The following is a 25,220-nucleotide window of genomic DNA, read 5'->3' on the forward strand; positions in this document are numbered from 1 at the left end:
TATTTGTGTCGTCAGCCGACCAGCGCGCCGTCATCACGCTTGACCACAACGATGGCGGACCGGGGCAGCGACCCTTCGCCATCGGGGAAATTGCCGCCCGGATGCTGGATGCCGACGAACATCGACCGCTTGTCTGCGGACCATGTCAGACCTGTGACCTCGGACCCGTTGGGGCCGGTCAGGAACCGGCGGATCTCGCCCGTGACCGGGTCACCCACCAGCATCTGGTTGTTGCCCATGCCGGCAAAGTCGCCTTCGTTGTCGTCATCACCGTCGGTCTGGATCCACATCATGCCCGTCGTGTCGAACATCATCCCGTCGGGCGAGTTGAACATGTTCCCGGCGTTGATGTTGGCCGTTCCGGCATAGGGGCCTTCGGTGTGAACCGTCGGGTTGCCCGCCATCACATACAGATCCCAGTCAAAGGTGGATGCGGCATGGTCGTCGCCATGCGGACGCCAGCGCACGATCTGACCATAGTTGTTGACCTCGCGCGGGTTGGGCGCGTTCACGGTCATCGGTTCCCCGGCTGCATTGGTGCGGATCGCACCTGCGTCGTCGGTGGCACCGCGGCGCGAATTGTTGGTCAGGCAGCAATAGCCTTCGATCGCCGTGGGGTTGACGGCGATCCACTCGGGACGGTCCATCGTGGTGGCACTGACCGCAGTGCCCGCCATACGGGTAAAGATCGCGATCTCGGCCTCGGACATGCCGGTGTCCTCTGGCGTCAGCGCCAGCCAGATGCCGGTGCCGTCGTCATTGAACTTGGCCACATGCAGCTGACCTTCGCTCAGCAGGGTCGAGGTATCGCCACCGGGGACATAGACGTCGCGGCTGACCCATTTGTACATGTATTCGCCACGCTCGTCGTCACCCATGTAGACGACGACACGACCGTCGGGTGCCAGCGCATAGGCGGCGTTCTCGTGCTTGAAACGGCCCAGTGCGGTATGTTTCACCGGTGTCGCATCCGGGTTCCAGGGGTCGATTTCCACGACATAGCCCGCGCGATGCGGCTCGTTCGGGTTCTTCGACAGATCGAAACGCGCGTCGAAACCGTGATAGTTGTAGCGACCGGGATCGACCTCGGTCGATACGCCGTAACGCTTGAACCCGTTGGCATGGACCTCGTCCAGCGACAGTTCGGCGGTGGTGCCAAAGTAGCCGTTAAAGTTTTCTTCGCAGGTCAGATAGGTGCCCCAGGGGGTGCGACCCGAACCACAGTTGTTGAACGTGCCCAGCGACTGGGTGCCAGTCGGATCGGCCGCCGTCTTGAGCAGGTCATGACCTGCGGCGGGTCCGTCGATCATCATCGGGGTGCGGTGGTGGATGCGACGGTTGTAGGGGCTGTCGACCACGACCTGCCAGCCGTCATCGCCTTCGGCCACTTCCATCACGGTCACGCCCTGGAAATTCTGCAGACGGATCACGTCATCGGCAGAGACAGGCTGACCTTCTTGTTCGGCAGGCAGGTTGATGCCGCCGTTCACATATTCGGAATTCACGACCAGCAGTTCGGTGTCACCCTTGTGGAACAGTTCCATCCCGTCGGTGTTTTCGCCGAACACGCGGTCAGACCCTTCGGTCGGAATGCCGGTCGCGGGGTCGAATGCGGGCGCGTCGCTGAACAGCGCATCACCCCAGCGCACCAGAACGTCCCATTTGTAACCGGCGGGCACATGCACCGTGCCATCGGTCTGCGGCGCCAGCTGTTCAAAGGCAAAGCGCGACGCCTGCTGCGCCATCGCAGAGGTGCCGTTCAGCAGCCCGGTGCCCATCACGGCTGCACCGGATCCGAACGCCAGCACGCCGCCCAGAAAACCGCGACGCGAGATTGCACGTTCGACAACGCGGTCAAAATCCTGAACTTCGTCGCGCGGAAATTTCAGCTCGTCTTCATCATCGAATGACAGCTCGTCGTAATTGATCTGATCCATGTCCCGTCCTGTCTTTGCAGAAAAATTATCTCCCTCGCCTGAACGCGAGGTGTGATTCTGACGCTAGGGAATGCACGTAACAGATGAATGTCATGGCCTGGGTGACTGACATGGATGCGACCGGGGCCTGTGCTGCCGCAACGTTATCGCCCCGTGATGGAACAATCGCCAACCCCTGCGCATTGGGAAAGTGAATGCCGCGGTCACCACACCGCGGCCTTGTGCATTTGTTTCCTAGAAAGGATACCCCATGAAAATTCTGATGGTTCTGACCTCGCACGATCAACTGGGCGACACCGGCAAGAAAACCGGTTTCTGGCTGGAAGAATTTGCAGCACCCTACTACGTGTTCAAGGACGCCGGTGCCGACATCACGCTCGCATCGCCCAAGGGAGGCCAGCCACCGCTGGACCCCGGTTCGGACACCGAGGATGCGCAAACGCCCGCCACGGACCGTTTCAAGGCCGACGACGACGCGCAAAAGGTTCTGGCCAACACGCATGTGCTGTCCACAATCGACGCCAGCGACTATGACGCAGTGTTCTATCCGGGCGGCCACGGGCCACTGTGGGACCTGTCCCAGGATGCCGACAGCATCAAGCTGATCGAATCCGTTGTCGCATCAGATCGCCCGCTGGGTGCCGTCTGCCACGCCCCCGCCGTGTTCCAGAACACCAAGGGTGCCGACGGCAAGCCGCTGGTCTCGGGTCGCAAGGTCACGGGCTTCACCAATACCGAAGAAGAGGCCGTGGGCCTGACCGATGTGGTGCCGTTCCTGGTCGAGGACATGCTCAAGGCGAACGGCGGCCACTATGAAAAGGCCGACGATTGGGCGTCATTTGTCGTGACCGACGGCAAACTGGTCACGGGTCAGAACCCGGCTTCGTCTGAAGAAGCCGCCAAGGAACTGCTCAAACTGGTCTGAATGAAAAAGCCGGGGCGCATTTCGCGTCCCGGCTCTCGGACATGCGGCGGACGGCCCGCAGGCCGCCCGCAATTTCAGGGATCAGAACGTATACGTCACGGACGCCTGAACCCGGTCCACGTCATAGGACTGACCGCCAAAGGTGTCGCGCGAGCCATAGAAATACTCGACCCCGACGCTGGTATTTTCCACGATGTCGTAGTTCGCATTCACGTGGATGGTTTCCAGCTTTTCGGTGCTGTCAGCCGTCGCGCCCGTATCGTTTTCACGCACACCATACATCGCCCGCAGCGTCAGCTTGTCTCCGACGGCCTGCGTGAGTGAAATGTAGGCGGCCTGCATTTCAATGGCATCACCGTCGGAGTCCAGATCCTCGCCCAGAAACACCATATAGGAGTTGATGCCTTCGCCCATGGTATAGGCGGCATCAATCGTGGTGTTCCCAAATGTCGCCGTCCCCGACAGGTTGACGCCGTAGGTATCGACCTCGCCGCCCGCGCCGTCATTGATATCGCCCGTCAGGACAGAGGCGCGCAAAAGCAGCGGGTCCGTGTCATAGGCCAAAGCCGCGATGAACACCGGGCTGTCGCTGTCACCGTTCGATTCCTCGATCGCGGCCTCTGCCACGAAATTCCCGCCAAATTCCGCCGTATAGCGCAGCTGTGTCTGCCGGGCGAAGGGGATCGCGGCGAGGCCCTGAAAATCCAGTGTCGCCGGATAAGACGAAAGCGGCATGAAGGTCGTCCAGTATTTACCGACCCGGATGCCGCCCAGCGTTGCCGTCGCATGGCGCAAACGAAAGGTTTCACCCTCGCCGTAGAAATCGCCCTCGACCTGTGTGCCCAGCTCGCCCATCGGGGTCTGGGTCGTGGTGCGGAAACCCAACCGGGTCTGCCGCGCGGTCGCATTAAAGAAATCACCTTCTTCGCTGGCTTCGCCGATGGCGTTCAGACCAAAGGTGGTGTTCCCCAGCTCGTAGCCAAAGTCATAGATGAGGTCAGCCTTGATGTAGCCATAGAGGTCAAGTTCCGTCCCGCTTCCGAAACTCAGGGGGGCGGTACGCGGTGCTGCCTCCAGTTCGGCGACACGCGCCTCGAGTGCGGCAACGCGGTCGGTGTGGGCCTCTGCGTGGGCGGCAGTCGCACCGACCGACGCAAGTGCAATGATCAGTCTGGTCTTCATGGCCGTCGTCTCCATCTCTTTTTTCGCAATTTTGGGTGTGCAGTAACACCTAGACCACGATCATGTGAGGTCGAGGAACCAAGAGCCAATGCGTTAATATATAACGAAAAGTAACAGTATTCAGACCCACATCGCAGGTCAGGACCTATGGCCCTGCCCAGCCCGGTTCAGTCGCGCGGGGCCGCCGCCCGTTGCAGGCGATCGTTGATTGCGCGACCCAGCCCGCGATCCGGCACCGGTGCCACGGCAATCGCGCTGGCCCCCATCGCATCCAGACGGTGCAGACAGTCGAACAATCGCGCAGCGGCCTCTTGCAGGTCACCGCTTGCCGACAGGGTCAGATCGCCTGTGACCGCCCCGAACCCCAACAGGGTTTCACCGGGCAAGGCCTGCACCGCGTTCAGCCGCACCCGGCCCCGCGGCGCATAATGGCTGGCCAATTGTCCGGGTGCTGACGGTGCTGCCGCGTCATCTGCCCCCACAGCCAACACACCGCCCAGCGCCGCCTCGATCGCCTCGGTCGGCACACCGCCGGCACGCAACAGACGCGGTGTTCCAGCCACGCTGACAATCGTTGATTCCAGACCCACATCGCAGGCCCCGCCATCCACGACCGCCGCGATCCGCCCGGCCAGCCCCGACAGCACATGCGCAGCCGTCGTCGGTGAAATCCGGCCCGACGGATTGGCAGAGGGTGCTGCCACCGGCCCGCCAAAGGCACGCAACACGCCCTGCGCCACGGGATGATCGGGCACCCGCACCGCCAGCGTATCCAGTCCGGCCGTCACCAGTGACGAAATACCGGCATCCGCCCGCATCCGCCCGACCAGCGTCAGTGCCCCCGGCCAGAACGCCTGCGCCAGCACCTGCCCATCCGCGCCCAGATCAATCAGGTCTGCGGCATCGGCCAGACTGGCGACATGCACGATCAACGGATTAAAGCTTGGTCGCCCCTTGGCGGCATAGATCCCCGCTACCGCATCGGCGTTGCGTGCATCCGCGCCCAACCCGTAGACCGTTTCGGTCGGAAAGGCGACGCAGGCCCCCTGGGCCAGCAGCGCAGCGGCCCGCGACAGACCTGCTGCATCCGGTCGCAAGTGTTCTGACGTGGCGTTTGCGTTGCGCGGTTGCATGCTTTGGCTACCTTCGGGCAAAGTTCGCACCGACATACCGATCACGCTGGCCAGTGCCAAGCATGACCGTTCAGCAAAGAGGCCGTAATCAGATGCCATATCGCGCACCCGCCGCCGACTATCAGTTCATCCTCGATCACGTTGCGGGCTTTGCCGAGGTCACAGCGACCGACCGCTTTGCCGAGGCGACACCCGATGTCACCAGCGCGATCCTGTCCGAGGCCGCCAAGATGTGCGACGACATCCTCGCCCCGCTGCAACGCGCGGGTGATTTGCATCCTGCGCGTCTGGAAAACGGTGTGGTGCGCACCTCTCCGGGCTATGCCGACGGCTACAAGGCGATCGCCGAGGGCGGCTGGATCGGCATGAGTGCCTCCGAGGCCTACGGCGGCATGGGCCTGCCCTTTGCCCTGTCGATCGCCGTCAACGACCTGATGTCGGGCGCGTGCCTGTCCTTGCAGCTCAAGCCGCTGATGGCGCAGGGCCAGATCGAGGCGCTGGAACATCACGCATCCGACGCGATCAAGGATCTGTACCTGCCCAAGCTCATCAGCGGCGAATGGTCCGGCACCATGAACCTGACCGAACCGCAGGCCGGGTCCGACGTTGGTGCCCTGTCGACCAAGGCCGAACCCAACGGCGACGGCACCTACGCGATCACCGGACAGAAAATCTACATCAGCTGGGGGGACAATGATTTCACCCGGAACGTCTGCCATCTTGTGCTGGCCCGTCTGCCCGACAGCGTGCCGGGCACCAAGGGGATCAGCCTGTTCCTTGTCCCGAAATACATCCCCGATGCCGACGGCAACCCCGGCAAACAGAACGACCTGCGCGTCGTGTCGCTGGAACATAAGATGGGCCTGCATGGCTCGCCCACTGCCGTGATGGAATATTCCGGTGCGACCGGCTGGATGGTCGGCCCCCAAAACGGCGGCATGGCCGCGATGTTCACCATGATGAACAACGCCCGCGTCGGCGTCAGCACCCAGGGCATCGGTGCAGCCGAAGGCGCCTATCAGCACGCGTTGGCCTATGCGCTGGACCGCAAACAGGGCCGCGTCGGTGGCACCGGCACCATCGTCGAACATGCCGACGTGCGTCGGATGCTGGCCGAGATGAAGGCCGAAACATTCGCAGCACGGTCAATTTCCGCGATGTGCGCCGTGGCGCTGGACATGACGACCGCAACGGGTGACGCCACCTACCGCGCCCGCGCGGCCCTGCTGACGCCGATTGCAAAATCGTTCGGGTCGGATACGGGCATCAAGGTCGCCTCGATGGGGATTCAGGTCCACGGCGGCATGGGCGTGATCGAGGAAACGGGTGCGGCGCAATACGCCCGCGACGTGCGTGTCACCGCCATCTACGAAGGCACCAACGGCATTCAGGCGATGGACCTCGTGGGACGCAAGATGATGGACGGCGGAGAGGCCGCACAGGCCCTGCTGGACGAAATCCAGTCCGGCGCCGATGCGGCCAAGGGTACTTTTCCCGATCTGGCAGAGGCCGTCTGGCAAGCCGCCGCCGATATGTCAGAGGCGACGGATTGGCTGGTCGCACGCAGCGACATGCAGGACCGTTTCGCTGGGGCGGTCCCCTATCAGTCTGCCTTTGCCCGCGTGTTGGGGGCCCATGCCCACCTGCGGGCCGCGATGCAGAACGACCCCGCGCGTCAGCGTCTGGCCCGGTTCTACATCACCCGCCTGCTGCCAGAGGTGACGGGCCTGTTGGCGCATGTGCGCACCGGTGCCACGGACCTGATGGCCGTCACACCCGAGGATCTGGCCGTCGCTTGATCCGCATGACGGCGGGTTGCCTTTGCGACCCGCCGCAAAGCCTGCCACAAGGTCAGGCATGAAGATTGCAACACCCTTTCCCGATCCACCCGCACCCGGCACCGCCATTACGGTGGCCCCCGGCATCCTGTGGATGCGACTGCCGCTGCCGATGGCGCTGGATCACGTCAATGTCTACGCGCTGGACGACGGAGATGGCTGGACCATCGTCGATACCGGGTTCGACACGCGCAAGACCCGCGCGATCTGGCAGGATCTTCTGACGGGACCGCTTGCAGGCAAACCCGTCACCCGTGTTCTGGTCACCCACCATCACCCCGATCATATCGGGTTGGCCGGCTGGTTCATGGACAAGGGTGCGGAACTGCTGACCACGCGCACGGCCTATCTTCAGGCGCGGATGCTGGTGCTGGACGAACAATCCGAACCTCTGCCGGAACAGATCGCATTCTGGACCCGCGCCGGCATGGATGGCGCAACGCTGGCCAGGCGCAGTGCTGAACGCCCCTTCAATTTTGCCGATTGCGTGCATGGCTTGCCGCTGGGTTTCACCCGCCTGATCGAAGGCGGCACCCTGACCGCAGCAGGCCGCACCTGGGACATCCGCATGGGTGACGGCCATGCGCCGGAACACGCAACCCTGTGGTCGCGCGACGGCGACGTCGTGCTGGGTGGGGACCAATTGTTGTTGTCCATCAGCCCGAACCTTGGCGTTTATCCAACGGAACCCGACGCGGACCCCGTGGCCGACTGGATCGCATCTTGTGAAAGGTTCCTGCCGCATGCCCATCCGGATCAACTGATCCTCGGCGGACACAAGCTGCCCTATACCGGTCTGCCGTTGCGCCTGCGGCAGATGATCGACAACCACCACAACGCATTGGCGCGGCTGGCGGCCTACCTCGACGTTCCCCGCACGGCGGCCCAATGCTTTCCCGTTTTGTTCAAACGCACCATCGACGCGGGCACCTACGGGCTTGCGCTGGTGGAATCGGTCGCCCATCTGAATCACCTGCATCAGGCCGGGCGCGCGACACGCGAACTGGCCGATGACGGCGCGTGGTATTTCACGGCAGCACCTGACGGCATTGCGACCGAATAGACCATCCGCAGGGCGTGACAGGCCCGCCCGAATGGGCTATCTGAGCGCCAACACACACGCAGGGGACAGCCAGATGTCAGACCACAAGCACGGCGAAATGGACACAACCGAACACGAAAAGACCTTTGACTGGTTCATGTGGTTCATTTCGCGCGGAACCGTCGCAATCATCGTCCTGCTGATCTTCCTCGCGCTCGTCAACGGCTGATGCTGACCCGGCGTCTTGTCCTGCTTGGCGGGGCTGCCGCGCTTGCTAGCTGTTCCGCACCGCAGACATCGTCGCCGCCCGACCTGATCGCCCAGCGCCAGTTCGCAGGCCCCGGTCCGCGTGTGCTGACGCTGTACACGATGCGCAGCATTTCCAACGACAGTGGCGCGCATACCGCCCTGCTGATCGACGCGCCCAGTCAGCGGATCATGTTCGATCCCGCAGGATCGTTTCGCCACAGTTTTGTCGCGGAACGCAACGACGTGCTCTTTGGCATGACCCCCGAGGTCGAAGCCTATTACGTGTCCTACCACGCGCGCGAGACATTCTATGTCATCGCCCAGACGATCCCTGTCAGTGACGCGGTGGCCGAACGGGCCGCAACCCTCGCGCTGACGAACGGCCCCGTGCCGCAGGCTTTCTGCGCGCGGGCCACATCCGGCATTCTGCGCGCCTTGCCCGGGTTCGAGGGGCTGCCGCGCACGTTCTCGCCCAACCGGCTGTCGGATGCGTTCGGCGCACTGCCGGGCGTTGCGACACGCGAATGGCGCGAAAACGATCCAGACAACAAGGCGCTGGCGCTGGCCGAAATCGAAATGCAGATGCGCTAGAACGCGCCCGTCAGCCACAGACCCAGATACAGCGTCGCGAACCCTGCCAACACGGCGGGGATCACGCTGCGCGTCCACAGCCCCACCACCAGCGCCACCGCAGCGGCGCACAGACGCGCGGGGTCCAGCGTGCCCCCCGTGGCCGCAGGCCACACCACCAATGGCGCCACCAGCCCCGGCAGCACCGCAACAGGCGTATAGCGCAGCAGGCGCAACACCAACGGCGGCATCGGCCGCGTCCCGATCAGCCCCAAAAAGGAGAACCGGATCAGAAACGTCCCCACGCCCAGCGCCAGAATGACCGTCCAGATCACGGCATCAGTCATGTCTGCTTCCCCTCGACAATCACACCTGCCGCCATCGCACAGGCAGCCGCGATCAGCAGCCCCGTGCCCGAAGGCAGCCCGACCAGCGCCAGCCCCACAACGACCGACACCAGTGCCGCGGCAACATGCGCAAGGGTCCGCAGCATCGGCCCCACCATGGCGATGAACGTGATCGGCAGCGCGAAATCCAGCGCCGCCGCATCCGGGATCCGCGCCCCCAAGAGCGCGCCTGCCAGGGTCGCCAGCACCCAGGTCGGCGCGATCGGCGTCGCCACACCAAAGAAAAACGCGACCCGGTCACGCAAGCGCATCGTGCCATCGGCCTCGTAGCGCGCGACAGCCGCGACGTAGCTCTGATCGAACAACAGATAGGACACGCAGGCCCGCTTCCACAGCGGGGCCTCACCCAGATAGGGCACCAGCGACGCGCTATACATCGCCATGCGCAGGTTGACCGCCAGCGCCGCCAGCAAGGTCAGCGCAACGCCCGCATTGTCCACGATCATCTGCAGCGCGGCAAATTGCGACGCACCTGCGATCACCAGCACGCTGAACCCCATGGCCTGCCCGATGCTCAACCCTGCCTCGACAGCCGACACGCCGAACAGGGCAGCAAAAGGCACCGCAACAAGCAAAAACGGCATCCCGTCACGGACACCTTGCAGATAGGCTGATTTCCCGGTGGCAAGGGCCATGGTTTCCCCCTAAGTTTCAGTCCTCACCCGGTTACGCCTGACCCACAGGAACTGCAATTGGCCAATCTCATTCCCCCCGGTATCCGCATCGCGCCTGCGCCGGACGACCCGCGCCTGACCCGCAGCGTCACAGGCACCGATCAGACGGGTGCGCCCATAGCCCTCGCCGTGGTCGAGGAACGCCCGCTCACGATCTACCTCAACGCGCGTGAGATCGTCACCGCGATGACCATCGGCGACCATCCCGAATACCTCGCGCTGGGGTTTCTGCTCAATCAAGGCATGCTGAAACGCAGCGATGAGGTCACACGCGTGGACTACGACGAAGAGGTCGAAACCGTCGTCGTCCGCACCGCGCAGCAAACCAACCACGAGGACAAACTCGCCCGCAAGACCCGGACATCCGGTTGCGCCGTCGGCACCGTCTTCGGCGACATGATGGAAGGTCTGGACGGTCTGACCCTGCCCGATACACCCGTCAGAACATCGCATCTCTACGCGCTGTCGCACCAGATCAACCGCACACCCAGCCTGTATCTTGCGGCAGGCGCGATCCACGGCACCGTCCTGTGCCGCGATGACCAGCCGCTGATCTACATGGAGGACGTGGGCCGCCACAATGCCGTCGACAAGATCGCTGGCTGGATGTTTTCCGAGACCGAAACACCGGGTGACAAGATCCTCTACACCACGGGACGCCTGACCTCGGAAATGGTGATCAAGACCGCGTTGATGGGCATCCCGACGCTGGTGTCCCGGTCGGGATTTACGGCCTGGGGTGTCGAAATTGCCCGGCAGGTCGGCCTGACCCTGATCGGTCGCATGAAAGGTCAGCGTTTCATCTGCCTGTCGGGCGAACACCGCCTGATCCGCGACGCCGACCCCGCAGCCCAGGCTGACGAGCCGCGCAAATCGGCCCGCAAGGGCGGTGCCTGACATGTATGCCATCCTCAACAGGCCTTGTCGCATGGTGGTCTTCTTCTGGTCGGAAATATCCCGGGGTCCGGGGCAGCGCCCCGGGAACACACACCCTGTTCAGGCGCAAACCGAACAGCAATCCGCTACGGGTCGGCGTGCGGGGCGCCTTTCGCGACAGCGAAACAGCGGCGCGGGCCGACCATGAGGGCACCACTGGGCATCATCCTTGCGGGTGGACAGGCCACCCGCATGGGCGGCGGGGACAAGGGGCTCTTGCGTCTCGACACCCGTCGGATCATCGACCACGTCATCGCACGACTGGACCCGCAATGCGACGGACTGGCGCTGAACGCCAACGGCGATCCCGCACGCTTTGCAGCGCTGGGCCTGACCGTGATCGCGGATAGTATCGCAGATCACCCCGGACCGCTGGCAGGCGTGCTGGCAGGCCTCGATCACGCCGCAGCCACGGGCCACAGCCATATCGTCACCGCCGCCGCAGATACGCCGTTCCTGCCCTGCGATCTGGTCCCGCAACTGCAATTGGCGGGCGGCGCGGCAGGCCTTGCCCTCGCCGCGTCACCGGGCGGGCGGCAGCCGACCTTTGGCCTCTGGCCCGTCAGTTTGCGCGCGAACCTGCGCCAGGCGCTGCTTGATGGCACCCGCAAGGTCGTCCAGTTCACCCGCACCCACGATGCCGGCACGGCGGAATTTCCCGACGATGCTGCGTTTTTCAACGTGAACACCCCCGACGACCTTGCCACAGCACAGGCCATGTTATGAAAATCTACGGCGTCACCGGTTGGAAAAATGCAGGCAAGACCGGACTGATGGAACGACTTGTATCAGAAATCACCGCGCGCGGTTTCACCGTATCCACGATCAAACACGCCCACCACAGCGTCGATGTCGACCAACCCGGCAAGGACAGCCACCGCCACCGTCAGGCGGGCGCACATCAGGTGGTGCTCGCCTCCGCCAACCGCTGGGCGCTCATGACCGAGTTGCGCGGCGCGAATGAACCGCCTCTCGCGGATCTGCTGGCGCAACTCGCCCCCATCGATCTGGTCCTGATCGAAGGCTACAAACGCGACACCCATCCCAAGGTCGAGGCCTTTCGCGCCGTGACCGAAAATCCCCTGATCGCCACCACCGACCCCACGATCCGCGCGATCGCAACCGACAGCCCGCTCGACATCGACCGCCCGCTACTGGACCTCGACGACACCGCCGCCATCGCCGATTTCATTCTGGCAGAGGTAGGACTGGCATGACCCATGATCCCCGCTTTGACACGGTCATCGCCGTGGATTGGTCCAGCGGCAACGACCGCGGCCCGCGTCCGACCGCCGACGCCATCTGGACCTGTATCGCCCGCGCAGGTCAGGCACAGGCCCCGGTCTACCACCGCAACCGCGCCTTGGCAGAGGCCTATCTGATCGACACGCTGGCGGGTGAACTGGCCGCAGGTCGCCGCACCCTCGCGGCCTTTGATCTGTGTTTCGCCTATCCCAGCGGCTTTGCGCAGGCACTCACGGGCCATGCCGATCCCCTCGTCCTGTGGGACTGGTTCGCCGCCCGCGTGCAGGACACCCCCAAATCCAACAACCGTTTTGCCCTCGCTGGCCAGATCAACGCCCAATTCCCCGGCACCGGCCCGTTCTGGTTCAATGGTCTGAAATCCGACATCCCGGATCTGCCCCGGACCAAGGCAGACTACGGCGACCACGGCCTGCCCGAATTTCGCGGTGCCGACATGGCGGCAAAGGGTGCGCAATCCCCGTTCAAACTGGGCGGTGTCGGCGCCGTAGGCGGTCAGGTCATCATGGGGCTGCCGACCCTGTCACGTCTGCGCGCACGCTTTGGTGCGGATATCGCGGTCTGGCCGTTCGAACCCGCCGACCGCGCGATCACGCTGGCCGAGACATATTTTTCGCTCCTGCCCGCAGCCCTCGCGGCAGAGACACACGACATCAAGGACGCCGCCCAGACCGCACTTTATGCGCGCAGCTTTTCGGCCCTGCCGCCCGCGCAGATGGCCCGCTGCCTCGACGTGCCCGCAAGTGACGAAGGCTGGGTGCTGGGCGTCGGGTCAGAGGACATCCTCGCCGCCGCGCAACTGACCCCGCCGCCGCTGCGCAACGACTGCTTTGCCATGCCGCAAGGCGCGCATTGGACACCGGTCGATACGGCCCTCGCCCATCTGCGCGACCGGCTCAGCCCGGTCACGGCAACACAGACGATCCCGCTGGCAAAGGCCGCCGGACGCATCCTTGCAGCACCTGTGACAGCCACCCGCAGCCATCCTCCTCATGCCAATGCCGCCGTCGACGGCTACGCCTTTGCCGGGCCGCTGCCCGCTGGTCCCCACACCTTGCCACTGCATCCCGGTCGCGCCGCCGCTGGCGTACCCTTTGACGGCACGGTGCCACCCGGTCACGCCCTGCGCATCCTGACCGGGGCAAATATCCCGGACGGCACCGATACAGTTGTGCTGCAAGAGGACGTCACCGCCAACGCCACGCATATTGCCCTGCATGGTCCGTTGAAACAGCGCGCCAACGCACGCCGCGCGGGCGAGGACATGATGGCAGGCGATGCAGTGCTGCCCGCAGGCCGTCGCCTGACTGCGGCCGATCTGGCAACCCTCGCCGCCTGCGGCACAGGCGCGGTCAGCGTCCGCACGGCCCTGCGCGTGGGCGTCCTGTCCACGGGTGATGAATTGCGCGATCCCGGCACGCCCGCGACCGACGGCCAGATCTACGACGCCAACCGCGCCATGCTGCTGGCCGATGTTGCGGGCTGGGGTCACACGCCCGTCGATCTTGGCCGCGCGCCCGACGACCGCGACAAGCTCCGCACCATCCTGACCGCGGCCGCCACCCGTTGCGACGCGATCCTGACATCGGGCGGGGCATCCGCTGGCGACGAGGATCACGTGTCTGCACTCCTTGCGACCACCGGCAGCTTTGCCCTGTGGCGCATCGCCGTGAAACCGGGCCGCCCGCTGGCGATGGGTCTCTGGGACGACACGCCCGTGTTCGGCCTGCCGGGCAACCCCGTCGCCGCCCAGGTCTGCGCGCTGATCTTTGCCCATCCCGCCCTTGCCGTGCTCGCCGGGGCCGACTGGCCCGCGCGCCAATCCTTCACCGTGCCCGCAGCCTTTGCAAAATCGAAAAAACCCGGCCGCCGCGAATATCTGCGCGCCCGCCTCACAGACGGTGCGGCAGAGGTTTTCCTCTCCGAAGGGTCAGGCCGTGTCTCGGGTCTGTCATGGGCGACCGGCCTTGTTGAACTGCCGGACGATGCCGCCGACATCACGCCGGGCACGCCCGTGACCTACCTGCCGTTCACGGGCTTCGCATGATCATCAGCGCTGGCCTTCCAACAGCTGACCGCGACGCGGCGGCGACCCTCTACTGGCAGGCCTTCGGCCAGAAACTGGCCCGCGTCATGGGGCCCGACGCCAAAGCTATGCGCTACATCACCCGCGTCATGCGCGCCGACCACGTCATCGCCGCCCATGCAAACGACGGCACACTCCTGGGCCTCGTCGGTTTCAAATCGTGCGACGGCGCATTCGTTGGCGGCACATTTCATGACCTGCGCGCCATTTATGGCTGGGCCGGTGCCCTCTGGCGCGCAGCACTGTTGTCACTGCTGGAACGCGACACCGACAACACCCGCTTTTTGATGGACGGCCTCTGCGTCGCCTCGGCCGCGCGGGGGCAAGGCATCGGCACCGCCCTGCTGGACGCCATCTGCGCAGAGGCCCGCACACGCGGCTATGCCAAGGTCCGTCTGGATGTCATCGACACGAACCCCCGCGCCCGCGCACTCTATGCGCGCTACGGTTTTCGGGCCACGCACACCCAGACCATCGGCCCGCTCAGCTACATCTTTGGTTTCACCAGCAGCACCACGATGGTCAAAACCCTCTGACGGCACCCATCGCTGTTTTCAAAATATCCCGGGGGAGGTGCGACAGCACCGGGGGCAGCGCCCCCCTGACCGCACCATCCGCCCTTTCCCTTTGCAGCGTTTCAGCGTAACAGCCCAACGTCATTCAAGGAGCAGACCATGGGCTACAGAATCGCCATCGTCGGGGCCACGGGCAACGTGGGCCACGAAATGCTGAACATCCTCGCCGAACGGGCGTTCCCCGTTGACGAGATCGTCGCACTTGCCAGTCGCCGTTCGCTCGGCACCGAAGTCAGCTTTGGTGAGAAAACCCTGAAAACCAAGGACCTCGATGCCTTTGATTTCACCGGTTGGGACATGGCCCTGTTTGCTGTAGGGTCCGAGGCGACCGCGAAATACGCCCCCATCGCCGCCAAGGCCGGTTGCGTCGTCATCGATAACTCGTCGCTCTACCGCTACGACAGCCAGATCCCGTTGATCGTCCCCGAGGTGAACCCCGAGGCGATCCACGACTACAAGAACAAGATGATCATCGCGAACCCCAACTGCTCGACCGCGCAGATGGTTGTCGCGCTCAAGCCGCTGCACGACCGCGCCCGGATCAAGCGCGTCGTCGTCAGCACCTACCAATCCGTGTCCGGCGCGGGCAAGGAAGGCATGGATGCGCTGTGGGACCAGACCAAGGCGGTCTACAACCCCACCGACAACACCGGCGTGACCAAGTTCACAAAGCAGATCGCGTTCAACGTCATCCCCCATATCGACGTGTTCATGGAAGACGGTTCCACCAAGGAAGAGTGGAAAATGGTCGTCGAAACCAAAAAGATCGTCGATCCCAAGATCAAGGTCACTGCCACCTGCGTGCGCGTGCCCGTGTTTGTGGGCCATTCGGAATCGATCAACATCGAATTCGAGGATTTCCTTGACGAAGAAGAGGCCCGCGACATCCTGCGCGAGGCACCCGGCGTCATGGTGATCGACAAGCGCGAGGACGGTGGCTACGTCACGCCGATCGAATGTGTTGGCGATTTCGCGACGTTCATCAGCCGCATCCGTCAGGACAGCACGATCGACAACGGCATCAACCTGTGGTGCGTATCCGACAACCTGCGCAAGGGCGCGGCCCTGAATGCGGTGCAGATTGCCGAACTTCTGGGTCGTGAGTGCCTGAAAAAAGGCTGATCAGCCCTGTCACCAGACAGTTACACGGGCGGGCCGACAGGTCCGCCCGTTTTCTTTTGCAATCGGGGTCACGCGATCTGACGCAGATCAACCACCGGTCCCGCCGGCTCTGAAAACCGCCAGCAATCTCTTCCTGCACGTTTGGCCTGATAGAGTGCGGCATCCGCGTCCGACATCAGCACCGCGCGGTCGAACGGGTCGTCGGCGGATGACACGGCCAACCCGATGCTGATCGTGACCCGGTTCACGCCGTCCAGCCGGCCCGGATGCGGGTCGGCCATGCCGCGGATTTCGCGGATGATTTCGGTGGCAAGCGCCTTGGACCCGCGGCATGTCGCGCCGCGCATCACCACGGCAAATTCCTCGCCGCCGATACGGGCGATCTGCACGTCAGGCCCCAATGCAACCGCCGACAGGGTTGCCGCGACCCGGCGCAGGCAACCGTCGCCGGCGGGATGCCCCATCGTGTCATTGTACAGCTTGAAATGATCGATATCGATCATCATCAACCCGACAGCATCGTGGCCTGCCACCCAGTCGGACATCATCCATTCGAAACTGCGGCGGTTGGGAATCCCTGTCAGCGCGTCGGTCAGCGACAGCATGGTCATGCGGCGTTCGGAATTTTCGGCGGTGCGCGCTCGATCCGCGGCCCTGTAGGCCCGCAGATAATCTTCGCAACGTCGCCGTTCGCTGTGATGGTTGGCATAGAGGCAGAACACCCCGGCAAAGATCATCTGCAATGTCAGTGGCCAGATCAGCGTGGCCGCGATGGACGGGTTGGTCCAGATCACGGCCAGCGTCAGACCCAACACGACCGCCGTATAGATGATCGCATGCCGAAACCGCAGGGTAATCAGGGTCGTGGCAAAAACGATCATCAGGATCATCTCGTTCGTCAGCAACAACGCCCATTGCGACCGGGACGACCACAGCACATAGACCGGCACCAGATAGGCATTGATCATGCCGACCAGCAGGATGCGTTCCCGCCAGATCCCATTCACCCGCTGAAGCACCATCATCATGGCAAAGGACAGCGGTGTCACCACGGCAAGCCGCATGACCAGCCCATGCCAGAAGACGTCAACGGCCAGAACATAGGCGGTCAGGTTGTAGGCATTGTACATGACCAGACCAAACACGACCATCCGGTTGACCAGCCGCAGTCGGACTGCTTCATGCTCTGCCTCATAGGCGGCATCGATATCCGGCGCGAACCGCAGCAGGATATCATATCCTGCATCGGTTCCGTTCCAACCGCGCAACAAGGGGGGCCACCGCATCATCCGTGCAGCCTGCCGCCAAGAGATTAACAAATGCTTTAGGTCGACGCCCCAACCGCAGGATGTCGTGGGTTTCCCCACCGCTAGATGGGGTGGAATGCCCCGCTGAGCGAGTCGTAAACCTCGAGCGAGCCATTGCCGATGTGGTTCCAGACACCATGCAAGGTCAGCTCACCGGATTCGACCGCGGCCCGCACGAATGGAAAGCTCATCAGGTTTTCGAGGCTGACCAGCACGCCTTCTTTTTCCAGCGCGCGTTTGCGTGTCGCATCATCCCCCTGCGGCAACCGGTCGTATCCGGGACGCAGAATATCCATCCAGCGCCCGACAAAGCTGGTCTTTTCCTCCAGCGCGGGGGCATGGCCCTCGCACATCTCGTAGCAGCCTTCGACACCGCCGCAGCCGGAATGGCCCATCACGACCAGATGCGACACATGCAACGACGTGACCGCGTATTCCACGGCAGCCGAGGTGCCATGATGTTCACCATCGGAAACAAAGGCCGGCACCAGATTGGCGATATTGCGGTGAATAAAGAATTCGCCCTGATCCGCCCCGAACATCGCGGTGACATGCACCCGGCTGTCGCAGCAGGAAATGATCATCGCGCGCGGGCGTTGCCCTTCGTCCGCCAGACGCTTGTACCAGCCCTTGTTCTGCGAATAGGTGGTCGCCTGCCAGCCGTGAAACCGTGTGATCAGGTATTCGGGTAGGGGTCTTGCGAAGTCCATGATCGCGCTTTCGGTAATTTAACCCCTGAAACCTATCGCGCATTTTAGGGGAATTCGAGGCATTAAAATCAGCTTGTTCAACGAATTGGGAACCCTGTTGCGCGCAGGTTGGGCCGAACCACAGCCCTGAGAAACATCTAAAATGACCCAAGTGACCGTTCTCGAATGTCTTCTGGATTGCGCCATCGACCATGGCCTTTTGCACGATCTCTATGCCCGGCAGGGGGCCGCCCGCGCAGACCGCACCATCGCCACCGCGCTCGAGGATCTGGCCAGACGCCTGGGGATCATGCGCGACGGGCGTGACCACGGGGGTTTTGACGACCTGCCCGGGCAGGCCAGACGCATGGCGACAATCGCGGCCCAGATCGGCCTGACCGAGGTCGCGACAGCCGCAGGCCACGTGGCGAACAGCGCCAGACAGCGCGACGGCATCGCGGTCGAGGCGACGATGGCCCGCCTTGAACGCAGCTTTGACCTTGCCATCGGCCAGGTCTGGATGCTGCGCGGGGGCTAGGCACTGGGCCTTGTCGCGGCTGACCATACGGTTAGGTTGGGTTTGATCCCAAATCATAGGCCCCTCATGTCCGCGACCTTTGCCAGCCCCGACAGCTCTGCCGTGCCTCTCTACATCATCGAACAGGACGCCCCTGATACGATCCCGGACAGCGCCCGCACCTGGGCTGATACCGCAGGTTTCACGGGCGCTTCCGGTGCAACACTGGCTGTGCCGGGACCCGAGGGGGCCATCGCGATGGCCCTCGTCGGTGCCGGGTCCGAGGCCAGCCGCAAACGCAGCCGTTTCGATGTCGGATCGGCCGCCCGCAGTTTGCCCGCAGGCACCTACGCGATCCAGACCGACCTGCCCCCGGCCCGGATGCAAGAGGCCGCCTTGGGCTGGCTTCTCGCGTCCTACGATTTTGACCGGTATCGCAAACCGGCCAAGCCCCCCGCCCAACTGGTCGCGCCCGCCAGCATCGACGCTGCCCAGATCGAGGCGATTGCCGCGGGCGAGTTCCTGACACGCGACCTGATCAACACCCCAGCATCCGACATGGGCCCGGACGAGCTGGAACAACAGGCGCGCGATCTCGCGCGTCAGCACGGCGCCGATATCACCGTCACCGCAGGCGACGACCTGCTGGCGGCGAATTTCCCGATGATCCACACCGTCGGCCGCGCCAGCACCCGCGCACCGCGCCTGATTGACCTGCGTTGGGGCGACACGGGCCCGACCCTGACGCTGGTTGGCAAGGGCGTGTGTTTCGACACCGGCGGGCTGAACATCAAACCCGGCGGGTCGATGGGCCTGATGAAAAAAGACATGGGCGGGGCCGCCACCACCCTTGGCCTTGCGCATATGATCATGGCGCTGGGGCTGAAAATCCGCCTGCGCCTGCTGATCCCGGCGGTGGAAAACAGCATATCGGGCAATGCCTTTCGCCCGCAGGACATCCTGACCAGCCGCAAGGGGCTGACGGTCGAAATCAACAACACCGACGCCGAGGGGCGTTTGGTGCTGGCCGACGCGCTGGCGCTTGCATCCGAGGACTCCCCCGATCTGATCGTGTCGATGGCCACTCTGACCGGGGCCGCGCGTGTGGCGGTCGGGCCGGACCTGTCGCCGTTTTTCACGGATGACGACGCGCATGCCGATGCGCTGACCGTTTCCGCGCGTGCCGTGGCAGACCCCGTCTGGCGTCTGCCGTTCCACGACCCCTACGAGACGATGATCGAACCCGGCATCGCCGATCTGGACAACGCACCTGCGGGCGGCATGGCAGGGGCGACCACCGCAGCCTTGTTCCTGCGCCGTTTCGTGGACGCGCCCTACATCCATTTCGACATCTACGGCTGGAACCCCAGCGCGAAACCTGCCCGCCCCAAGGGCGGTGTCGGCATGGGTGCGCGTGCATTGCTGGACGCCTTGCCAAAACTGTTGAACCTGTGACCGATCGCAGGCTTTGGCCCGCCAACGACCGGGTTGCCCTGCGCAGCCTTGGTCTGGCCGACCGCGTTGCGGTTGACGGCACGCCAGCGCGCATGTCGCATTCGGTGACGGACCTGTGCCGCAGTCCCGGCGGCCCAAGGGAACGGCAGTTGCTCCTTGGTGAAAGCGTCACGACGCTGGAATTTCAGGATGGTTGGGCATTCGTCCAGACGGAAAACGGCTATTGCGGATATGTCGCCGCCGACCGGCTGGACAACATCCATTGGCCAACCCACCGGGTCAGCACATTCGGAACCCACGCCTACACGTCAGAGACCATGAAATCCGAACCGACCATGGCCTTGCCGTTCGGCGCACGCCTGCGCGTGATCGACGAACGACCCAAATTCTATGAGACCCCACAGGGATTTATCCCGAAGAAGCATCTGCGCCCGCTGGATCGTCCCTTTGCCGATCCGGTCAACGTGGCACAGCTGCATTTCAACGTCCCCTACCTGTGGGGTGGCAATTCCACGCGCGGCATCGACTGTTCCGGACTGATCCACGCAGCCCTGACCGCCTGCGACATCCCCTGCCCCGGTGACGCCGACCTGCAAGAGGCGGCCCTTGGCGATGCGCTGTCCCCCGACGCCCCGTTGCAGCGCGGCGATCTGATATTCTGGCCGGGCCACGTGGGCATGATGGTCGATGGGCAGGTGATGATCCATGCCAACGCACACGCCATGGCCTGCGTCTATGAACCCATCGACAACGCGATCCTGCGCATCAAGACCCAGGGCGACGGTGACGTCTCCTCGCGGCGCCGCCTGACCGAACGGACCGGTTAACATGCTGTTAAATATGACATAATATGTTTCGCATGCGAAACATGTCGAAACCGTGATATAATGTCAGTCGACGATGCGGATCAGTTTGCGTTCCAGCACGCTCAATACCTGGCGCAGGTCGTGACCGCGCTTCAGGACCTGACCGTCCATGCCAACAACCGCATATTGACCTTGTTTCAACCGCAGCTTGGGACGTTTTTCGATCCGGTAAACGGGGTTTTCAGCCGTTCTGCGAAACACCGAAAACACCGCCACATCACGCAAGGCGCTGATCCCGTAATCGCGCCATTCGCCCGCTGCCACAAACCGGCCATAGACCGTAAGGATCGGGGCCATTTCGGTGCGATGAAACGACACGCGATCATCGCGGTAGGGTTTGAACGGGATCGGGCTTTGATCTGTCATCCACCCAAGATCATGGCAACGCAGCAATAAATCAACCCTGCCTTGATGCTGCCACGAAATCACGCGGGATTCATCACGATCTGCCCGTCTTTGCGCCCAGCTTTGGAGTCAACGATATGACATCGAAGGACTGCCCCGGTGCTGCGCCATGAGCCCCCACCCAGTGCGTGGTACCGGTGGCAGGCTTCGATACGGATCAGCCGCAGGTGATCTGCGTGATCGTCCCGTCAGCGCCCACGATGAAATTGATCCGGTCCGGCTGATAATCCTGCGCCGTGATCCCGCCGGGGCGGATGACCTGCACCGGACCCAGGATCAGCACCGTTTCCAGCACCGTGGCGTCCTTGCCGACCAGGCTGCCGTAACGCCGCCCGCCGCAGGAATTGTCGACACCCATCGGCACGGGGTTATCGACGACTGTCTGCGCCTGGGGTGCCACACCACGCGGTGATCCGCCGCAGGCGATCAGGGCCAGCAACGGCAGGGTCCAGATTATCCGCATGTCACCCTCATGATCGTGCCGACGATGTCGGTTTCAAAATTGACCCGGCTTTCGACGTAATCCATCGTCACCATCTGGTTGGGACCGATGACGCGGTGGTTCAGATCCGCGGGCAGGGTCACCGCCGCGATGTTCTGGCCCAGCAGGCCCGCGTAACCCGCGGCACCGCATCCATCGTCCGAAGGGACCGGCGCAGGTCCGGTGACACAGGCCGCGAGCAGCGGCAAAAGAAGCAAGATTTTCATGACCACCACCCTGACAAGCTCAGCCGGCCTTTGACAAGTGGGCGCGGGTTGAAATCCGGTCGCAATTCGCAGACCATTGCCGCAAATCAACAAAGGACCGATCATATGCGTACCCGTGCCGCCGTCGCCCTCAAGGCAGGTCAGCCTCTCGAAGTCATGGAGGTCAACCTCGAAGGCCCCAAGGCCGGTGAGGTTCTGGTCGAGATCAAGGCCACCGGCCTGTGCCACACCGATGAATTCACCCGGTCGGGTGACGACCCCGAAGGTGCCTTTCCCGCGATCCTGGGGCACGAGGGTGCCGGCGTCGTGGTCGAGGTCGGCCCCGGCGTCACCAGCCTGGAGGTGGGCGATCACGTGATCCCCCTCTATACGCCCGAATGCCGCGAGTGTGATTACTGCCTGAACCCGAAAACCAACCTGTGTCAGTCGATCCGCAGCACGCAGGGACAGGGGTTGATGCCCGACGGAACCAGCCGTTTCTCGATGCTGGATGGCACGCCGATCCTGCATTACATGGGCTGTTCGACCTTTGCCAATCACACGGTCCTGCCGGAAATCGCGCTGGCCAAGGTGCGCAAGGATGCTCCGTTCGACAAGATCTGCTACATCGGCTGCGGCGTGACCACGGGCATCGGTGCGGTGATCAACACGGCCAAGGTGGAAATCGGATCAACGGCCGTTGTCTTTGGCCTGGGCGGGATCGGGTTGAACGTCATTCAGGGCCTGCGTCTGGCGGGGGCCAGCCAGATCGTCGGCGTCGACCTGAACCCCGAGAAAAAGAAGATGGCCGACCATTTCGGCATGACGCATTTCGTGAACCCCAAAGAGGTCAAGGGCGATCTGGTCGGGCACCTGGTCGAGCTGACGGGCGGCGGCGCGGATTACACCTTTGACGCGACGGGCAACGTGGGCGTGATGCGCACCGCACTGGAATGCGCGCACAAGGGCTGGGGCGAGAGCATCATCATCGGCGTGGCCCCCGCAGGTGCCGAGATCAGCACACGCCCGTTCCAACTGGTCACGGGCCGCAGCTGGCGCGGGACGGCGTTCGGCGGGGCGCGGGGCCGCACGGATGTGCCCAAGATCGTGGATTGGTACATGGACGGCAAGATCGAGATCGACCCGATGATCACCCACAAGATGGGTCTGGACGACATCAACAAGGGGTTCGATCTGATGCACAGCGGCGAAAGCATCCGCGGCGTCGTCATCTACTGACGACAGCTTTGGGTTGAGAATGCGTGAAAAGCCCGGTCGGTACGACCGGGCTTTTTTGTGGGGGTGGTGGGTTTTGGGCGGAGAGCTGACATTCGCCGCACCCGCGAACTAAAATGGGCAAGCTGAAGAAAGCTGACGCTCATGGACGCGCCATAATACTTTTCAGGGTGCATACGCGACGAAGGTCGGCAGTGAGCCCTACTTGCCAAATGCCGTCCCATCGCATTTCGCAGAGGCAGGACATCAAAGCGGTCAAATCCGGCCGATGACTACAACTTGATCTGTCGCTTTGGCAAAGCCGAAGTGGCCTTTCCCGTCAGCCGGTGCATTTGACACATCCAATAGTCGGGACGTCGCCTTCTTCAGCTATAACCGCAAAGGTGCCCGGCATTAAGTCAAACTTCTCAGGCCCAAGGTAGGAATAGAACAAGGTATCGGAATAATTTGAAATTTTAGATATATTTGAAGCTTAAAAAGAAAACCCCTTCAGACCTTGATCCTGTCCGTCTCGCTTGTTTCAATCACACGGATAACCGCGTCATACGATTGCCGGATGTGATTCTCCATTTTCGAAGCAGCGCTTTCAATTTCGCCTGCAAAGAGATCCTCCACGATATCGAAATGCTGCGCCCAGACAGAAGAGATTGCCGCGGGATCCCTCAGAATTTCGGCCATTGACCGACGGATGTGATGCCAATTCATCCGCATTTAGGTCTCGATGACGGGGTTGCGGCTCCAGCCGTAGATCATCTCGTGAAACTTCATGTCGGCTTGCACCAGCCGACTTAAACTGCCGTCACGCCGCGCGTCATCAGCCGCGCGCAGGAAAGCGTCCGCCATCACCCGGTCGGCGGGCGTCAGGGTCTTGCCGGCCTGCCGCACCGCAAAGGGCTCGATCACGACCCGAAAGTCATAGATCGCGCGAAACAGGTGGCGGTCGAAGGGCGTCACGATGACGCTGCGACGGCCGGTATCCTCGACCAGGCCGTTGGCCTTGAGGATCGAGATGGCACTGTTGACGGGCTGGCGCGAGACATTGAGCCTGGAGGCGATATCGTCCTGGTTCAACCGTTCACCCGGCCGGATTTCGCCAGTGCAGATCGCATCGACAAGGATGTCGTAGGTCTCCTCGACGAGGCTGCGTCGCTGTTTCACCGTCTCCATGTCACCGTCCTGCACGCTTTGTCACGACCGCCATATCACAATTGCGCGGGCCCGATAGACAGGTTCGCGCAGTTCGTATACGAAATACGATACGTTGCGCGCGGTGGGCCTTTGGTCGATCGGCGCCACGTTCTTGGGAGGGAAAATCAGATGTGCCATGTCTTTGCCGATCAGGATCCGCACCGCTACGCCAGTCAGACACGCAGCCTGCGGCTGAACGGCCAAAGCACCAGCATTCGGCTTGAAAACGCCTTTTGGGCGGTGATCGACCAGATTGCTGAACGTGACGGCGTGACAACGCCGATGTTCATCTCGAAGTTGCACGCCGAGGTTCTTGAATTACGTGGAGAGCCAGAGAATTTCACGTCGCTGCTGCGCTGTGCCTGTCTGAAATTCATGGAATCCTCCATCACCACCCCACGTTTCGAGTTCGCTGCCGAATAGGGCCGATCATTGCGCCGCGATAAAATACGCGGGTAGTAGGTCCATACTACCCGGCCCCCGGTCGCCCCGTCCTAGCCTGTCCCCATGACCAAAGAGGGGGAGAGGCCGGTGGCCAAGACAATTCATTCCATGATCCGCGTGCTGGACGAGGCGCGTTCCGTCGCGTTCTACGAAAAGGCGTTCGGACTGACGATCGCAGACCGTCTCGATTTTCCGGACTTCACGCTGGTCTATCTGGCCAACGCCGAGAGCGACTTTGAGCTGGAACTGACGATCAACAAGGGGCGCACCGACTCCTACGACCTTGGCGACGGCTACGGCCACCTTGCCGTGTCAGTCGATGATCTCGACGCCGAACATGCCCGGTTCGAGGCGGAAGGCCTCAATCCCCGTAAACTCGTGGAATTCGCCCCAGCGGGGGAGCTGGTGGGGCGGTTCTTTTTCGTGGCCGATCCGGACGGCTATCAGATCGAAGTGCTGGCCCGCGCCGGTCGCTTCAAGTGATCAC

The 25,220-nt window shown here is 63.0% G+C and carries 29 protein-coding genes; 17 read left to right on the top strand and 12 right to left on the bottom strand.

Going from position 1 to position 25,220, the window contains the following annotated elements:
• Window positions 1–11 precede the first annotated feature (11 nt).
• Window positions 12–1,937, bottom strand: a complete 1,926-nt coding sequence (locus tag AN189_RS10500) for a PhoX family phosphatase (protein ID WP_056035244.1) — start codon at window positions 1,935–1,937, stop codon at window positions 12–14.
• Window positions 1,938–2,187: 250 nt separating this feature from the next.
• Here AN189_RS10500 and AN189_RS10505 point away from each other — a divergent pair, with 250 nt between their 5' ends.
• The gene (locus AN189_RS10505; protein ID WP_056035247.1) at window positions 2,188–2,862 is read left to right on the top strand and encodes a type 1 glutamine amidotransferase domain-containing protein; all 675 of its coding nucleotides are present in this window, start codon (window positions 2,188–2,190) and stop codon (window positions 2,860–2,862) included.
• An 81-nt stretch (window positions 2,863–2,943) separates the two neighbouring features.
• On the opposite strand, the gene AN189_RS10510 is transcribed toward AN189_RS10505, so the two are convergent.
• A complete protein-coding gene (locus AN189_RS10510) occupies window positions 2,944–4,044 on the bottom strand; it encodes a DcaP family trimeric outer membrane transporter (protein WP_172794897.1) in 1,101 nt (366 codons plus the stop codon).
• A 167-nt stretch (window positions 4,045–4,211) separates the two neighbouring features.
• Entirely contained in the window at window positions 4,212–5,177 is a 966-nt protein-coding gene (locus tag AN189_RS10515; RefSeq protein ID WP_056035255.1) for an L-threonylcarbamoyladenylate synthase, read from the bottom strand.
• Between the two features lie 92 nt (window positions 5,178–5,269).
• On the opposite strand from AN189_RS10515, the gene AN189_RS10520 reads away from it, so the two are divergent.
• From AN189_RS10520 to AN189_RS10535, 4 genes are all read left to right on the top strand, one after another.
• Window positions 5,270–6,976: an acyl-CoA dehydrogenase gene (locus tag AN189_RS10520; protein ID WP_056035258.1), complete on the top strand. Its 1,707-nt coding sequence runs from the start codon at window positions 5,270–5,272 to the stop codon at window positions 6,974–6,976.
• A 58-nt stretch (window positions 6,977–7,034) separates the two neighbouring features.
• On the top strand, window positions 7,035–8,078 hold the full coding sequence (locus AN189_RS10525; protein ID WP_056035260.1) for an MBL fold metallo-hydrolase: 1,044 nt from the start codon (window positions 7,035–7,037) through the stop codon (window positions 8,076–8,078).
• Window positions 8,079–8,151: 73 nt separating this feature from the next.
• Entirely contained in the window at window positions 8,152–8,286 is a 135-nt protein-coding gene (locus AN189_RS10530) for an aa3-type cytochrome c oxidase subunit IV (protein WP_056035732.1), read from the top strand.
• On the top strand, window positions 8,286–8,897 hold the full coding sequence (locus tag AN189_RS10535; RefSeq protein WP_253279601.1) for a hypothetical protein: 612 nt from the start codon (window positions 8,286–8,288) through the stop codon (window positions 8,895–8,897). Before AN189_RS10530 ends, AN189_RS10535 begins: the two co-directional genes overlap by 1 nt.
• Here the strand turns inward: AN189_RS10535 and AN189_RS10540 are convergent.
• Together AN189_RS10540 and AN189_RS10545 are read right to left on the bottom strand one after the other, a co-directional pair.
• Window positions 8,894–9,223 (bottom strand): AzlD domain-containing protein, encoded by a 330-nt coding sequence (locus AN189_RS10540; RefSeq protein ID WP_056035262.1) that lies wholly within the window; start codon window positions 9,221–9,223, stop codon window positions 8,894–8,896. The genes AN189_RS10535 and AN189_RS10540 overlap by 4 nt on opposite strands.
• A complete protein-coding gene (locus tag AN189_RS10545) occupies window positions 9,220–9,918 on the bottom strand; it encodes an AzlC family ABC transporter permease (RefSeq protein WP_056035264.1) in 699 nt (232 codons plus the stop codon). The genes AN189_RS10540 and AN189_RS10545 overlap by 4 nt, the downstream gene beginning before the upstream one ends.
• A gap of 57 nt (window positions 9,919–9,975) precedes the next feature.
• Between AN189_RS10545 and AN189_RS10550 the strand changes: the two genes are divergently transcribed.
• The 6 genes from AN189_RS10550 (at window position 9,976) to AN189_RS10575 (ending at window position 15,939) form a co-directional block, all read left to right on the top strand.
• Window positions 9,976–10,854 carry a formate dehydrogenase accessory sulfurtransferase FdhD gene (locus tag AN189_RS10550; RefSeq protein WP_056035267.1) on the top strand — a complete coding sequence of 293 codons (879 nt, stop codon included), beginning with the start codon at window positions 9,976–9,978 and terminating at the stop codon, window positions 10,852–10,854.
• A 183-nt stretch (window positions 10,855–11,037) separates the two neighbouring features.
• Entirely contained in the window at window positions 11,038–11,619 is a 582-nt protein-coding gene (gene mobA / locus AN189_RS10555) for a molybdenum cofactor guanylyltransferase MobA (protein WP_056035270.1), read from the top strand.
• Window positions 11,616–12,110: a molybdopterin-guanine dinucleotide biosynthesis protein B gene (mobB, locus tag AN189_RS10560; protein WP_056035273.1), complete on the top strand. Its 495-nt coding sequence runs from the start codon at window positions 11,616–11,618 to the stop codon at window positions 12,108–12,110. Before mobA ends, mobB begins: the two co-directional genes overlap by 4 nt.
• On the top strand, window positions 12,107–14,203 hold the full coding sequence (gene glp, locus AN189_RS10565; RefSeq protein WP_056035276.1) for a gephyrin-like molybdotransferase Glp: 2,097 nt from the start codon (window positions 12,107–12,109) through the stop codon (window positions 14,201–14,203). Before mobB ends, glp begins: the two co-directional genes overlap by 4 nt.
• Complete coding sequence (locus AN189_RS10570; protein WP_056035279.1) at window positions 14,200–14,778, top strand: GNAT family N-acetyltransferase; 579 nt, start codon at window positions 14,200–14,202, stop codon at window positions 14,776–14,778. The genes glp and AN189_RS10570 overlap by 4 nt, the downstream gene beginning before the upstream one ends.
• Window positions 14,779–14,916: 138 nt before the next feature.
• The gene (locus tag AN189_RS10575) at window positions 14,917–15,939 is read left to right on the top strand and encodes an aspartate-semialdehyde dehydrogenase (protein ID WP_056035283.1); all 1,023 of its coding nucleotides are present in this window, start codon (window positions 14,917–14,919) and stop codon (window positions 15,937–15,939) included.
• A gap of 68 nt (window positions 15,940–16,007) precedes the next feature.
• Here the strand turns inward: AN189_RS10575 and AN189_RS10580 are convergent, their stop codons facing one another.
• Window positions 16,008–17,228: a diguanylate cyclase gene (locus tag AN189_RS10580; RefSeq protein WP_056035286.1), complete on the bottom strand. Its 1,221-nt coding sequence runs from the start codon at window positions 17,226–17,228 to the stop codon at window positions 16,008–16,010.
• A gap of 80 nt (window positions 17,229–17,308) precedes the next feature.
• Window positions 17,309–17,956 carry a carbonic anhydrase gene (locus AN189_RS10585; protein ID WP_056035288.1) on the bottom strand — a complete coding sequence of 216 codons (648 nt, stop codon included), beginning with the start codon at window positions 17,954–17,956 and terminating at the stop codon, window positions 17,309–17,311.
• 142 nt (window positions 17,957–18,098) lie between these two features.
• On the opposite strand from AN189_RS10585, the gene AN189_RS10590 reads away from it, so the two are divergent.
• The 3 genes from AN189_RS10590 (at window position 18,099) to AN189_RS10600 (ending at window position 20,734) form a co-directional block, all read left to right on the top strand.
• Window positions 18,099–18,473 (top strand): hypothetical protein, encoded by a 375-nt coding sequence (locus tag AN189_RS10590; RefSeq protein ID WP_056035289.1) that lies wholly within the window; start codon window positions 18,099–18,101, stop codon window positions 18,471–18,473.
• 66 nt (window positions 18,474–18,539) lie between these two features.
• Window positions 18,540–19,907 carry a M17 family metallopeptidase gene (locus AN189_RS10595; RefSeq protein WP_056035293.1) on the top strand — a complete coding sequence of 456 codons (1,368 nt, stop codon included), beginning with the start codon at window positions 18,540–18,542 and terminating at the stop codon, window positions 19,905–19,907.
• Window positions 19,904–20,734, top strand: coding sequence for an NlpC/P60 family protein (locus AN189_RS10600; protein ID WP_056035296.1), 831 nt, complete (start codon window positions 19,904–19,906; stop codon window positions 20,732–20,734). The genes AN189_RS10595 and AN189_RS10600 overlap by 4 nt, the downstream gene beginning before the upstream one ends.
• Before the next feature lie 63 nt (window positions 20,735–20,797).
• Here AN189_RS10600 and AN189_RS10605 read toward each other — a convergent pair whose 3' ends face one another.
• The 3 genes from AN189_RS10605 to AN189_RS10615 form a co-directional block, all read right to left on the bottom strand.
• Window positions 20,798–21,139 carry a DUF2794 domain-containing protein gene (locus AN189_RS10605; protein WP_056035299.1) on the bottom strand — a complete coding sequence of 114 codons (342 nt, stop codon included), beginning with the start codon at window positions 21,137–21,139 and terminating at the stop codon, window positions 20,798–20,800.
• 196 nt (window positions 21,140–21,335) lie between these two features.
• On the bottom strand, window positions 21,336–21,641 hold the full coding sequence (locus tag AN189_RS10610; RefSeq protein ID WP_056035303.1) for an I78 family peptidase inhibitor: 306 nt from the start codon (window positions 21,639–21,641) through the stop codon (window positions 21,336–21,338).
• Window positions 21,632–21,886, bottom strand: a complete 255-nt coding sequence (locus AN189_RS10615) for an I78 family peptidase inhibitor (protein ID WP_056035306.1) — start codon at window positions 21,884–21,886, stop codon at window positions 21,632–21,634. Before AN189_RS10615 ends, AN189_RS10610 begins: the two co-directional genes overlap by 10 nt.
• Window positions 21,887–21,991: 105 nt before the next feature.
• Here AN189_RS10615 and AN189_RS10620 point away from each other — a divergent pair, with 105 nt between their 5' ends.
• Entirely contained in the window at window positions 21,992–23,104 is a 1,113-nt protein-coding gene (locus AN189_RS10620) for an S-(hydroxymethyl)glutathione dehydrogenase/class III alcohol dehydrogenase (protein WP_056035737.1), read from the top strand.
• Between the two features lie 486 nt (window positions 23,105–23,590).
• Here the strand turns inward: AN189_RS10620 and AN189_RS10625 are convergent, their stop codons facing one another.
• Window positions 23,591–23,779 carry a hypothetical protein gene (locus tag AN189_RS10625; protein WP_157057453.1) on the bottom strand — a complete coding sequence of 63 codons (189 nt, stop codon included), beginning with the start codon at window positions 23,777–23,779 and terminating at the stop codon, window positions 23,591–23,593.
• A 33-nt stretch (window positions 23,780–23,812) separates the two neighbouring features.
• The gene (locus tag AN189_RS10630; protein ID WP_157057454.1) at window positions 23,813–24,268 is read right to left on the bottom strand and encodes a GntR family transcriptional regulator; all 456 of its coding nucleotides are present in this window, start codon (window positions 24,266–24,268) and stop codon (window positions 23,813–23,815) included.
• A gap of 150 nt (window positions 24,269–24,418) precedes the next feature.
• Here AN189_RS10630 and AN189_RS10635 point away from each other — a divergent pair, with 150 nt between their 5' ends.
• Both AN189_RS10635 and AN189_RS10640 read left to right on the top strand, forming a co-directional pair.
• Window positions 24,419–24,712: a ribbon-helix-helix domain-containing protein gene (locus AN189_RS10635; RefSeq protein ID WP_056035318.1), complete on the top strand. Its 294-nt coding sequence runs from the start codon at window positions 24,419–24,421 to the stop codon at window positions 24,710–24,712.
• A gap of 108 nt (window positions 24,713–24,820) precedes the next feature.
• Window positions 24,821–25,216, top strand: a complete 396-nt coding sequence (locus AN189_RS10640) for a VOC family protein (RefSeq protein ID WP_056035321.1) — start codon at window positions 24,821–24,823, stop codon at window positions 25,214–25,216.
• The last annotated feature ends 4 nt before the right edge of the window (window positions 25,217–25,220 follow it).

It is taken from the genome of Loktanella sp. 3ANDIMAR09 (genome assembly GCF_001420005.1).
Lineage (GTDB): Bacteria > Pseudomonadota > Alphaproteobacteria > Rhodobacterales > Rhodobacteraceae > Loktanella.